The following is an 11,682-nucleotide window of genomic DNA, read 5'->3' on the forward strand; positions in this document are numbered from 1 at the left end:
CAGTTTCTGGGTCAAAAGGTTCGTAGGGAGAAGCCTCGGAGGTGGGGTAAAAATGTACGGTTTGCCATCCCATCGCCCCTTATCCCCAGAGGGGGTCCCGAGTTCCCCAATCCCTAATCCCCAATCCCCAATCCCCAGTACCGGAGCGAAGCGACCTTTGGCAATTGTGGCTACTCAAGGGGCGCTGCAACCACATTTACCACCACCAGAAGCTTTTGGGCAATTCTGTCTTACTCTGAAGCGAGGGATGGAATTAGATTTGAATGTCTTCAGTGAGAAAATAACTATTCTGGGGTACGAACGAGTCCCTCTGGTGGAAATGGAAGGACAATGGAGCCGACGGGGTGATATTGTTGATGTGTTCCCAGTTTCATCTGAGTTTCCAGTCCGGCTAGAATGGTTTGGCGATGAAATCGAGCAAATACGTGAATTTGACCCTGCAACACAACGTTCCGCTCAGGGTAAAGTTGAGCAGTTAATTCTTACCCCCACTAGCTTTGCTCCCATTGTGATGGCAGCACTTAAGAATAATTCTGAGTTAGCAGTTATGAGTTATAAGTTAAATTCTGACTCAGAACTTAGCACTGAGAACTCATCACTGTTGGAAGGTAGTCGTCGCTTTTTGGGGTTGGCTTTCGAGCAACCAGCATCTTTGCTAAATTATTTATCAGAAAATACCTTGATTGCTATTGATGAGCCAGAACAGTGCCATGCTCATAGCGATCGCTGGGTAGAAAATGCTGAAGAACAATGGAGACTAGGGACTGGGGAAGAATCTAACCAAGTACCAAAAATTCATCGGTCTTTTGATGAGTGTTTGGCTGATATTGCCAAATTTAAAACACTATATTTATCGGAACTGTCAGAGGAAAATAGCGGGATCAATCTTTCTAGCCGATCGCTTCCAGTTACGCCGCACCAGTTTGCGAAACTAGCTGAAACTATCCGCCAAGAACGCGATCGCAATTTCTCGATCTGGCTGCTTTCTGCTCAACCTTCGCGTTCTGTCTCGCTGTTGCAAGAACATGATTGTCCGGCTCAGTTTATCCCCAATCCCCGCGACTACCAAGCAATCGATAAGCTGCAAATTAACCATATTCCCATAGCCCTAAAATATTCTGGTCTTGCGGAACTCGAAGGTTTTATTCTGCCGACATACCGAATAGTAATCGTTACAGATCGGGAATTTTTTGGCCAGCATTCTTTGGCGACTCCCGGCTATATCCGCAAGCGCCACAAAGCGACTTCTAAACAAGTCGATCCCAATAAACTGCGTCCAGGCGATTATGTGGTTCACAGAAATCATGGTGTTGGTAAATTTGTCAAGCTGGAAAGTTTGACAATTAATAATGAAATCCGTGATTATTTAGTGGTGCAGTATGCTGATGGGTTATTAAGAGTTGTCGCCGATCAAGTGGGTGCTTTGTCTCGGTTCCGCGCCGGAGGTGATAAAGCACCGGAACTCAACCGGATGACCGGTAAAGCTTGGGAAAATACCAAGAATAAAGTCCGCAAAGCCATCAAAAAATTGGCGGTGGACTTGTTGAAACTGTATGCAGCGCGATCGCAACAACAAGGTTTTAGCTTTCCCAGTGATATGCCTTGGCAGGAAGAATTGGAAGATTCTTTCCCCTACCAACCCACAACGGATCAACTCAAAGCTGTTCAAGATGTGAAACGCGACATGGAAAGCGATCGCCCAATGGATCGCTTAGTTTGTGGCGATGTCGGTTTCGGAAAGACGGAAGTGGCGATTCGTGCTATTTTAAAAGCAGTCACCGCCGGTAAACAAGTGGCACTCCTTGCGCCAACGACGATTTTAACACAGCAGCATTACCATACACTCAAAGAACGTTTTGCACCCTATCCCGTAAATGTCGGTTTGCTCAACCGTTTTCGTTCGGCTGAAGAACGCCGCGATATTCAAAAGCGATTAGCAACGGGTGAACTAGATGTAGTTGTTGGTACACAGCAACTTTTGGGTAAAGGTGTGATGTTCCGGGATTTAGGACTGTTGGTGGTGGATGAAGAACAACGGTTTGGGGTAAACCAGAAAGAGAAAATTAAAAGCTTGAAAACTCAAGTTGACGTGCTTACCCTCTCCGCGACTCCCATTCCCCGAACTTTGTATATGTCTTTGTCGGGAATTCGGGAAATGAGTTTGATTACCACACCACCCCCAACTAGACGAGCAATTAAAACCCATCTTTCACCGATAAATTCCGAAAGTATCCGCAGTGCAATTCGTCAAGAATTAGACAGAGGCGGGCAGGTTTTTTATGTAGTTCCACGAGTAGATGGCATTGAGGAGACAACAGCCAATTTACGAGAAGTGATACCGGGCGCTAGGTTTGCGATCGCTCACGGTCAAATGGATGAAAGCGAGTTAGAATCAACCATGCTCACCTTCAGTAATGGTGATGCAGATATCCTTGTTTGTACGACAATTATTGAATCTGGCTTAGATATTCCGCGAGTCAACACGATTTTGATTGAAGATGCTCACCGCTTTGGATTAGCACAGCTTTACCAGTTACGCGGTCGTGTGGGACGTGCAGGTATCCAAGCTCATGCTTGGTTATTTTATCCGAAGCAACGGACGTTATCTGATGCAGCCCGGCAACGATTACGAGCAATTCAAGAATTTACTCAATTAGGTTCTGGGTATCAGCTAGCGATGCGCGACATGGAAATCAGAGGCGTGGGTAACTTGCTAGGCGCAGAACAATCCGGTCAAATGGATGCCATCGGTTTTGATTTATACATGGAAATGCTAGAAGAAGCAATTCGAGAAATCCGAGGACAAGAAATTCCGAAAGTGGAGGATACCCAGATTGACCTCAACCTGACAGCATTTATTCCGGCAGATTATATCACCGATTTGGATCAAAAGATGAGTGCTTATCGGGCGGTGGCCACAGCTAAATCTAAATCAGAATTAAAGCTAATTGCAGCCGAGTGGAGCGATCGCTATGGTAATTTACCAGTCTCTGCAAATCAACTTTTGCGAGTTATGGAACTNAAACAGCTAGCAAAAAAACTCGGATTTAGCCGGATTAAACCAGAACAAAAGCAGCACGTAGTTTTAGAAACACCAATGGAGGAACCCGCTTGGAATTTGTTGGCGGCGAATTTACCAGAAAATCTCAAGACGCGCTTTGTGTATTCTCCTGGTAAAGTCACGGTGCGCGGGTTAGGAGTTTTTAAAGCAGATCAACAATTGCAGAATTTGATTGATGCTTTCGGGAGAATGCAAGGTGCGATTCCAGAGGCGGCTATTGTTTAATTGGGATAAAAAGATTAGTCATCAAATGAAAACCTATGTCATTTTGAGCAGGCTGGAATTCCAGACCCAGCCCTTTGACGTATAGTTAGTAAAATTAAAGGAAATACCAACCCAACTTTAATTTATGATAAAAACTATCGAAGGCATTTATCAGGATGGGCAAATTCATCTCACCCAGCTACCGGAAGATATTAGCGATCGCTCCCAAGTCCTCGTTACGTTTCTAGATCCTGGCAAAATCGACCCCAGTAAATTACGCCAACTGATTGATCGGTTGGAGACAATTGCTGGAATTGGACAAGGTTTCGAGGAACTCAACGCTGGTAAAACTCGCCCAATTGAGGATTTTGTCCAAGAAATGCAACAAAAGTATGGCATTTCAGGTTGAGATTACCCAAATCGCGGAAACTCAGATTGAGCAAGCTTATCGCTGGTATCGAGAGCGGAATCCTGAATTTGCCGATCGTTGGTTTCGAGGATTGATGAATGCTATTGCTACCCTACAAGAGAAGCCCCAACGTTGTGCTTTAGCAGTCGAACATGAAGTTTTTCCAGAAGAAGTACGTCAACTTCTTTATGGGAAAGCCAAAAATGTATACCGAGTACTTTTTACGATTCGAGGTACTACAGTTAATGTATTGTATGTGCGCCACAGTGGCCAAGCACCACTGACTGTAGATGACCTAGAGGAGTTAGAAGGTGGAGTTTAGGATTTCAAGGCGATCGCTATGGTAATTTACCAGTCTCTGCAAATCAACTTTTGCGAGTTATGGAACTTAAACAGCTAGCAAAAAAACTCGGATTTAGCCGGATTAAACCAGAACAAAAGCAGCACGTAGTTTTAGAAACACCAATGGAGGAACCCGCTTGGAATTTGTTGGCGGCGAATTTACCAGAAAATCTCAAGACGCGCTTTGTCTATTCTCCTGGTAAAGTCACGGTGCGCGGGTTAGGGGTATTTAAAGCAGATCAACAATTACAGAATTTGATTGATGCTTTTGGGAGAATGCAGGGTGCGATTCCAGAGGCGGTTGGTGTTTGATCCGTTTTGTTCAAGTTTCTCGGCTAGACCTGACTTTTTCTGAATACAAAAACAACACTGAGGCAATAAACGAAATAAGCACCATACAGCTATTAAGTATAAAAATGTTAAGAGTTTATCATTATGCTTGCCAAAGCGACTTTAAATAATTGACAGCCCAGCAGTAAAAATATGTTATGACCATAGACAACTTCATCATTCGCCCAATGAACAGGTCAGAAGTGGACTTGGGGATTACTTGGGCCGCAGCCGAAGGCTGGAATCCAGGCAGGTATGATGCTGAATCTTTTTATCAAACTGACGAGCGCGGTTTTTTCTTGGGTGAGTTGAACGGTGAGCCTGTGGGATGTATTTCTGCTGTAACTTACGATCGCTATTTCGGCTTTCTTGGTTTTTACATTGTGAAGCCGCAGTTTCGTGGGCTTGGATTGGGGATGAAAATTTGGAATCAGGCAATGGCTTATCTGTCTACTGACCGTAACATCGCTTTAGATGGCGTAATAGCTCAACAAGATAATTACAAAAAGTCTGGTTTCCAAATTGCTTACAACCATATTCGTTATGAAGGAGTTGGCGGTGGTGTTATGCCTCCTGGTATTGTTGAACTAAGAACAGTACCTTTTGAGAAATTACTGGCTTACGATTGCCAACTTTTTCCCTCTCAGCGATCGCTGTTTCTGCAACATTGGATTGAGCAACCAGGAAGTTCTGCATTAGGGGTTCTCAAAGATGGATATCTTACTGGTTATGGAGTTATCCGCCCTGCTTATACAGGTTTAAGGATTGGGCCTTTGTTTGCCAATGATGAGAAAATTGCTGAAGCCCTATTTCTTGCCTTGCTTGCACAAAATCCTGATGTTCCAGTATTTATTGATGTGCCAGATGTCAACTTACAAGCGATCGCTTTAGTTCAACATTATGGGTTACAGCCAATCTTTCAAACTGCTCGGATGTATACCAAAGGAATGCCTAGCTTACCTATTAATCGTGTATTTGGTGTGACAAGTTTGGAACTCGGTTAGAAATAGTTGGTGAAAAAAACTATCGAATGCATTTATCAGTATGAGTAAATTCACCTCACCCAGTTACGGCAAGATGTTAGCGATCGCTCTGATTTAATCAGCCACAGTTAAGAGCAAACAAATATAGTTGTTAGCATATTCTCACAAACCAACTCAACAGGTTTATGAAAATTAGAGCAATTATTCATCCAGCAGAAGAAGGCGGCTATTGGGCAGAGGTTCCCGCGCTTCCCTGTTGTATTACCGAAGGAGACACCATAGAAGAAGTGATGGCTAATTTAAAAGATGCTATTGAAGGTTGGCTTGAAGTTGCCAATAGTCAGTCGTAATTCAATTGAATCAACAGATCGAGTTGTCGAAATTGCTGTACGAAATCGATTTTTGGTAAGCAATTTTGTAAGATTGTGGAACAAAAAGATTGGAAGGAATACGGCAATGAAAATTAAAGTCAAAAATCTTGGTGCTTTAAAGCAAGCCGAATTCACACTTGGCGACCTGACAATCATTTGTGGCTGCAATAATACGGGCAAGACCTACGCTACTTATGCGTTGTTTGGCTTTTTGGCTACTTGGCAAGATAGGCTTTCGATCAAAATCAATGCTGACAAGATCGACTTACTTCTTGCTGACGGCGTAGTTCGTCTTGATATACAAGAATATGTTGACAATATTGAGCAGATTGTTGCTCAATATTGTCAGGCATATACCAAGGAATTACCAAAGATTTTTGCAGCACGGGCTGAACGATTTAAAACAACAGACTTTCAGGTAAGCCTGGACATCCAAAATATCCGTTTGGCAAGCGGATTTGATCTGAAAATGAGAGCCGCCAATGCAGAACTTTTTTTCATCACCAAAAGTGAAGAAAGCACAGAATTAGTTGTCACTCTGCTTGTTGAGAAAGATAAGGTAAAAATCCCCACCCAAATTATTGAGCGTATAATTGCCGACGCACTGAAAGAGATCATTTTTCTTCACATTTTACCTCGCCCTTTTATAGCTTGTAGTGAACGAACTGGTGCTGCTATTTTTCGCAAAGATTTGAATTTCGACCGCAATCGCTTATTTGAAGAAATAGGTCAGGCTGGCCAAAATATTGATCGAGTAAAACTTCTACTTAAAGATATAGATTATGGAGATTATGGAGATTATGCCTTGCCGATAAGGACAAATGTGGACTTTATCCGGCGACTTGAAACCATTGCCAAAAAAAGCAGTTTCATTGCTGAGAACCATCCCGATGTGTTAGCTGATTTCGCTGACATCATAGGTGGTAAATACACAGTCACCCGTAATGATCAACTTTATTATGAGCCGAAGGATAAACGGATCAAGCTTTCTATGGATGAAAGTTCTAGCGCCGTGCGTTCTCTACTAGATATCGGCTTTTACCTGAGACACGAAGCCCAGCTTGGGGACTTACTGATGGTGGATGAACCCGAACTTAACCTACACCCCGAAAACCAACGCCGCGTCGCACGGCTATTTGCCCAACTGGTGAACCTGGGCATTAAAGTTTTCATCACCACCCACAGTGATTACATCATCAAAGAACTGAATACGCTGATCATGCTCAACCACGATAAACCCCATCTGAAGCGAATTGCCCAAGTTGAAGGTTATCGGCAAGAGGAACTGATCTCTTCTGAAAAAATCAAAGTCTATATCGCGGAAGAAGCATCGATAATACTTGACGGCAAAACAAAAAAAACTAAATGCCAGACCCTGACACCAGCCAACATCGACCCAGAACTGGGTATTGAAGCCCGCAGCTTTGATACAACCATCGAAACGATGAACCGGATTCAGGAAGCGATCGTCTGGAGTGAGGAGTAATGTCTGATGGATTAAATGATATTGCTATTCTCAAAGAGATGATCAATAAAACCGCTATAGTTTCATTGGAAGATGATGGCTACGGCAAAAATAAGGTCATACTCAGAGAACCTCCACCCGCCAATTACGATGTAACTATTTATGGGATGCCCGATGATGATGAGGTCATCATCATCAATGCAGATAAATTTAAGTCACCAGATACAATTTTTAAAGGAAACCGTGGTGAATGCAAACGTGCGGATTTTGTCATAGTTGCTGATACTGGCAAGAAAAAGGTTATCCTCTGCATTGAGATGAAAGCAAAGGCTAGCACAAGCACAGAACGGGAAATCATCCAGCAACTTAAGGGCGCTCAGTGTTTTGTCGCCTATTGCGAAAAAATTGGTAAAGAGTTTTGGGGACAAAAGAATTTCCTTAACACTTATATCTATCGCTTTGTCACCATCAGAAATATCAACATTCATAAGAAACCAACACGAGAGAAAATAACTGATGATCATGACAGTCCAGAGCGGATGCTAAAAATCAGTTCTCCACATTATCTTCAATTCAATCATTTGATCTGAGGAAAAAAATAATGTCACTATGTAAAAATTTCCCTAACTTTCCCTAGACTATCCTCGATCCGACAAATCGCTGGTTTTCGGCAGTGCGATCGCGTTTTGCTCTCACCCCAAGCGATCGCACCCTAACAACCCCAACAGAGTGTAAGTAGAGATAATTTATTTATAGTATGACTTTCGTATAACAGCTATGACTGAGCTACTTGAACAAGCGATCGCTAAACTAAAAAATCTGCCTGTCAATGAACAGAATCAAGATGCGATCGCTTTTTTATATTTAAAAAGTTTGATACTATATATAGTATCATCTCTCGATGAGCAGATTAAGAAAATTAGTAGATCGCTTCTTGAAACGACCTCCAGAAGTGCGGTTTCAGGAAGTTTACTATCTATTGGAAGCTTTTGGCTTTGAAGAAAAAAAGTCTAAGGGTAGCCATCATAGCTTCCGAAACTCCCAGGGTAAAACCATCACTGTACCCAAAACAGGAGGCCAAAAAGTTAAAGGAATTTATGTACAGCAAATAGTTGAACTATTAAATTTAGATGAGTGGATTGATGAAGACACTGAACCAGAAGAACCAGCAGATTGAGAAGCCGTCCTTAAAATATTATTTAAATCTTCAGTACCCTGTAACACTTTACCCCGATCCAGAGGGGGGATATGTAGCTCAAATAAAAGATTTACCTGGATGTCTTACTCAAGGCGAAACCCTTGAAGAGACAGTGGAAAATCTTAATGAGGCGCGGGAATTGTGGATTGAAACAGCTTATGAAGCCGGCGATGATATCCCCTTACCAAGTAGTAATGATAGCTATAGTGGTAAACTATTACTACGGATGCCGAAATCTTTACATCGGCGTTTAGCTGAGACTTCTGAACGAGAAGGCGTTAGTCTCAACCAGTATATTGTCTCTTTGCTGAGTGCGATTGCATAATTAACAGCGAAGCAATCTTAGTTAATTCCAGATGATTTATAAATATTCAAAAAATACTTTAGGTACTAATCGTAATTCCCCAGATTCAAAGCGAGAGATATCTACCCATAACGCTTTATGTTTATGAGTTTGTGATTCTGAAAAAACTAAACTTTCCAGTTGATAAAATTTTGAATCAACAAAGTCACATTGATAAAGCTGAATAATTTCATGACCTTGCCGACCATTAAATGTAAACAGGTTTTCTATACAACCGAGATATTTAATATTCGTTAAGTCTGCCTGAATTTCCTCTTGAAACTCCCGTTCTAAGGCGGCGTGGCTGGTTTCACCAAAATCAACACCACCGCCCAAAGCCCGATAAAATGTTTCTTGCTTTACGGGATCGTAGCCTTCAGAAACAAATATGCGTTCGCCATCCCGAATTAGCCCCAAGGCTATGACCCGAATTTCGCCTGCTTTATTCATTTTGGTAACTAATTATCGTAAATAGACTGAGGACGACTTTCGCTATCCTCAATAGGCCAATCTGGATTTTCGCCGCCGATGTATAATTCTTCAATGGTCACATATTCCTGACTTAGCTGGGTGAGAGCGTTGAGTAAAATATCCAATGCGATCGCATCACTGGTTCCTAAGTCAAACCAACAACGCCCCCACTGTCCCTCATATTCAAACTCACCGATGTTGTGCATCAGTGCTAACAAGCTTTTGTCATACCCTTGTTCATCATAATTCATGTAGCTGATATCAAGTCCAGTGTCCTGCACCTGGAGGTTCTCTGCATTAAATGCACCCAATTTACCCAGATAAAACCAGGAATTGAAAACTTCTTCTACATATTGCTTTTCACGCGCAGAAGGATTTGTGCTGAATTTCAGCCAAATCCACATATCAAAAGGATTAATTTCGCGGAACTGAATCTCCATTTTGGTCTAATATCTCTAGTACTCTTCTGAAATAAGCATATCAAAGCTGAAAATAGGAGAGAAAATTCTTCTCCTCTTACCCTAATGCCCAATTACCCAGCATTACTTAGGCTAACAGCATTTTTGCGTTCACTCTCAATTTGTTTGACTAAATCACCTGGGAGTTGAGATTTTTTAGTCAATGCTTTGTCAAAATTAGCGATCGCTTCCTGAATCATTTGCTGGCTTTTTTCTTTTTGCCCCAGTTCTTTCAGGATTTGGGCTTTGAGATAATAAATTTCTGGATTATCGGATGTGCTTTTGATCGCTCGGTTAACATATTCCAGTGCCTGCGGATACCGTTTTAAATCTCGGTAAGCAAGAGCAATACCCCGATCTACAAGATACCCAGGAGCAGCATTTTTTTCTAAGCGTCCAATTGCCCGATCTGGACTAGCAAAAGGCAAATTAACCGCCAAAAGTAAATCCATATAACCCTTAATTAAATTCAGTTCTGGATCGTTGGCAGAAATTGCTTCGGCTTTGTCTAAATATTCATAAACTTGCCGCAGCCGACCAAAAGCTTGGGGCACACCGTTGACAGTGCCCTTGCGGGTGAGAATTAATGCTCCCTCTAAAAAATGACCAACAGCAGTGTATAAATTACCACGCAATGGATCGTTGGGAATCAGTTTTTGTCCGCTTTCTAGAGTTTTCTGACTGTAGGTATCTAGTTTAGCCCAATCTTTATTTCCGTATGCCAAAGATGCTTTCATCGCGTAAGCTAGAGGTTCATTTGGCTCTTTAGATATTGCCTGTTGTAGATAACGCTCTGCTGCTGGATAGTTGCCCTGTTGGAAAATCGCCTTAAAAGCTGCTTCTGTTTGGTCGCCAATTTGATGGGGTTCGCTGTTGCGAAAGGGATCGCCAGCTAGTGAGGGATTCACCCACAGATTAAGTGCGATTGCCCAAGGGGCAACGCCAAAGGCGATCGCAGCACCAAAAGCAGTCTGAGCAAGGGTAGTGAGTCTCGTAGGCACTACTAATTGAGGCGGATAAAACCTTTTAGTCATTTTAACCCTCAGAATAATTGCGGTTGAAATAGTTGTATGTGTTACTTAGAATGCAAAAAATGATTAATTCTAATTTGCCTCTGCCTCAACCCAAATTCTCTTATATAAAGGTTGACTTTGGTAATTTTTCCATGTTTCCAGGCTCGTGATAGCCAAAGTTTTTAGGGTGAGTCTGCCACAATGGAGAAAAATTGGATGATTCTTGCTGCTAGATTAAGGTGTTAATTCAGGTAATCCGCTATAAATTTTTCTAGAATTTTCCAGATCCTCTCAGTGTAGATAATCAGTAATTTGCTGACTTTTTGGTAATCTTAACAAATGCTCTATCTCCGAAATGTAAATTATCACCCCACGGCGTGTCCAACAGCGATTCTTAAATCGATTAACTTGGAATTAGCACCCCAGCAACTAGGTCTGATTATTGGCCCTAGTGGTTCGGGAAAAAGTACCTTACTAGAAATTTTGTCGGGACTAGCCGAACCCACTACTGGCGCACTCTTTTGGCGAGAACAGGAACTTATAGCCGAACAGCTACAACAATTAGCTGGGTTGGTATTTCAGTTTCCAGAACGCCACTTTTGTGGTGGTTCAATTTTAGAAGAATTGCGTTTAGGACATCCTGAGTTAGGGTCAGAACGAGTTAGACAGGCCCTGAGTGAGGTGGGATTAGAGCATTTATCGCTTTCTGCTGCTCCCCATGCTTTGAGTGGCGGTCAACAGAGGCGTTTAGCTTTGGCGGTGCAATTGATTCGCCAGCCAAATTTACTGTTATTGGATGAACCGACTGCTGGGTTAGATTGGTCAATGCGTCGGCAACTGGTAAATTTATTAGCAAAGCTGAAACAAGATTGGACACTATTGATAGTTACCCACGATGCTGGGGATCTGTTAGCGATCGCAGATCGTTGCTGGACACTCAACCACGGCGAACTAAAATCAGTAGACCCAAAGACACTGGAATCCAAAGTTAAAGAACCTCTGCCATCGGCATAAAAGGGGACTGGGGACTGGGG

General features: G+C 42.5%; 12 protein-coding genes and 2 pseudogenes. 11 read left to right on the forward strand and 3 right to left on the reverse strand.

Translation table 11 applies throughout. The annotated features are described in order from the left end of the window. Positions 1 to 157: 157 nt before the first annotated feature. The 10 genes and pseudogenes from mfd to CDG77_RS30965 form a co-directional block, all read left to right on the forward strand. Positions 158 to 3,286, forward strand: a pseudogene (gene mfd / locus CDG77_RS30920) (transcription-repair coupling factor); the annotation flags it as partial. A gap of 124 nt (positions 3,287 to 3,410) precedes the next feature. Next, positions 3,411 to 3,674, forward strand: coding sequence for a hypothetical protein (locus CDG77_RS30925; RefSeq protein WP_094333049.1), 264 nt, complete (start codon positions 3,411 to 3,413; stop codon positions 3,672 to 3,674). Continuing rightward, positions 3,658 to 3,996, forward strand: a complete 339-nt coding sequence (locus CDG77_RS30930; protein ID WP_094333050.1) for a type II toxin-antitoxin system RelE/ParE family toxin — start codon at positions 3,658 to 3,660, stop codon at positions 3,994 to 3,996. Before CDG77_RS30925 ends, CDG77_RS30930 begins: the two co-directional genes overlap by 17 nt. Positions 3,997 to 4,007: 11 nt before the next feature. Beyond that, positions 4,008 to 4,328: pseudogene (locus CDG77_RS30935) on the forward strand (TRCF domain-containing protein); the annotation flags it as partial. Positions 4,329 to 4,534: 206 nt separating this feature from the next. Further along, positions 4,535 to 5,350: a GNAT family N-acetyltransferase gene (locus CDG77_RS30940; protein WP_223270072.1), complete on the forward strand. Its 816-nt coding sequence runs from the start codon at positions 4,535 to 4,537 to the stop codon at positions 5,348 to 5,350. A gap of 164 nt (positions 5,351 to 5,514) precedes the next feature. Beyond that, positions 5,515 to 5,679: a type II toxin-antitoxin system HicB family antitoxin gene (locus CDG77_RS30945; protein WP_094333053.1), complete on the forward strand. Its 165-nt coding sequence runs from the start codon at positions 5,515 to 5,517 to the stop codon at positions 5,677 to 5,679. Between the two features lie 106 nt (positions 5,680 to 5,785). Then, positions 5,786 to 7,186, forward strand: a complete 1,401-nt coding sequence (locus CDG77_RS30950; protein ID WP_094333054.1) for an AAA family ATPase — start codon at positions 5,786 to 5,788, stop codon at positions 7,184 to 7,186. Continuing rightward, positions 7,186 to 7,755, forward strand: coding sequence for a hypothetical protein (locus tag CDG77_RS30955; protein WP_094333055.1), 570 nt, complete (start codon positions 7,186 to 7,188; stop codon positions 7,753 to 7,755). Before CDG77_RS30950 ends, CDG77_RS30955 begins: the two co-directional genes overlap by 1 nt. 311 nt (positions 7,756 to 8,066) lie before the next feature. Then, complete coding sequence (locus tag CDG77_RS30960) at positions 8,067 to 8,342, forward strand: type II toxin-antitoxin system HicA family toxin (protein ID WP_181154309.1); 276 nt, start codon at positions 8,067 to 8,069, stop codon at positions 8,340 to 8,342. Beyond that, positions 8,308 to 8,688: a type II toxin-antitoxin system HicB family antitoxin gene (locus CDG77_RS30965; protein ID WP_094333056.1), complete on the forward strand. Its 381-nt coding sequence runs from the start codon at positions 8,308 to 8,310 to the stop codon at positions 8,686 to 8,688. The genes CDG77_RS30960 and CDG77_RS30965 overlap by 35 nt, the downstream gene beginning before the upstream one ends. A gap of 36 nt (positions 8,689 to 8,724) precedes the next feature. On the opposite strand, the gene CDG77_RS30970 is transcribed toward CDG77_RS30965, so the two are convergent. The 3 genes from CDG77_RS30970 to CDG77_RS30980 form a co-directional block, all read right to left on the reverse strand. Beyond that, entirely contained in the window at positions 8,725 to 9,156 is a 432-nt protein-coding gene (locus tag CDG77_RS30970; RefSeq protein ID WP_094333057.1) for an NUDIX hydrolase, read from the reverse strand. A gap of 8 nt (positions 9,157 to 9,164) precedes the next feature. Beyond that, on the reverse strand, positions 9,165 to 9,617 hold the full coding sequence (locus tag CDG77_RS30975) for a DUF3531 family protein (RefSeq protein WP_094333058.1): 453 nt from the start codon (positions 9,615 to 9,617) through the stop codon (positions 9,165 to 9,167). Between the two features lie 92 nt (positions 9,618 to 9,709). Further along, entirely contained in the window at positions 9,710 to 10,669 is a 960-nt protein-coding gene (locus CDG77_RS30980; protein WP_094333059.1) for a Sll0314/Alr1548 family TPR repeat-containing protein, read from the reverse strand. 318 nt (positions 10,670 to 10,987) lie between these two features. Here CDG77_RS30980 and CDG77_RS30985 point away from each other — a divergent pair, with 318 nt between their 5' ends. After that, complete coding sequence (locus tag CDG77_RS30985) at positions 10,988 to 11,662, forward strand: ABC transporter ATP-binding protein (protein ID WP_094333060.1); 675 nt, start codon at positions 10,988 to 10,990, stop codon at positions 11,660 to 11,662. Positions 11,663 to 11,682 lie beyond the last annotated feature (20 nt).

It is taken from the genome of Nostoc sp. 'Peltigera membranacea cyanobiont' 213 (assembly GCF_002245975.1).
Taxonomy (GTDB): domain Bacteria; phylum Cyanobacteriota; class Cyanobacteriia; order Cyanobacteriales; family Nostocaceae; genus Nostoc.

Excerpts from the sequence above, each read along its gene's own strand:
- CDG77_RS30925 (WP_094333049.1), top strand. The coding sequence starts at position 3,411 with ATGATAAAAACTATCGAAGGCATTTATCAGGATGGGCAAATTCATCTC.
- CDG77_RS30930 (WP_094333050.1), top strand. The coding sequence starts at position 3,658 with ATGGCATTTCAGGTTGAGATTACCCAAATCGCGGAAACTCAGATTGAG.
- CDG77_RS30940 (WP_223270072.1), top strand. The coding sequence starts at position 4,535 with ATGAACAGGTCAGAAGTGGACTTGGGGATTACTTGGGCCGCAGCCGAA.
- CDG77_RS30945 (WP_094333053.1), top strand. The coding sequence starts at position 5,515 with ATGAAAATTAGAGCAATTATTCATCCAGCAGAAGAAGGCGGCTATTGG.
- CDG77_RS30950 (WP_094333054.1), top strand. The coding sequence starts at position 5,786 with ATGAAAATTAAAGTCAAAAATCTTGGTGCTTTAAAGCAAGCCGAATTC.
- CDG77_RS30955 (WP_094333055.1), top strand. The coding sequence starts at position 7,186 with ATGTCTGATGGATTAAATGATATTGCTATTCTCAAAGAGATGATCAAT.
- CDG77_RS30960 (WP_181154309.1), top strand. The coding sequence starts at position 8,067 with ATGAGCAGATTAAGAAAATTAGTAGATCGCTTCTTGAAACGACCTCCA.
- CDG77_RS30965 (WP_094333056.1), top strand. The coding sequence starts at position 8,308 with ATGAAGACACTGAACCAGAAGAACCAGCAGATTGAGAAGCCGTCCTTA.
- CDG77_RS30970 (WP_094333057.1), bottom strand. The coding sequence starts at position 9,156 with ATGAATAAAGCAGGCGAAATTCGGGTCATAGCCTTGGGGCTAATTCGG.
- CDG77_RS30975 (WP_094333058.1), bottom strand. The coding sequence starts at position 9,617 with ATGGAGATTCAGTTCCGCGAAATTAATCCTTTTGATATGTGGATTTGG.
- CDG77_RS30980 (WP_094333059.1), bottom strand. The coding sequence starts at position 10,669 with ATGACTAAAAGGTTTTATCCGCCTCAATTAGTAGTGCCTACGAGACTC.
- CDG77_RS30985 (WP_094333060.1), top strand. The coding sequence starts at position 10,988 with ATGCTCTATCTCCGAAATGTAAATTATCACCCCACGGCGTGTCCAACA.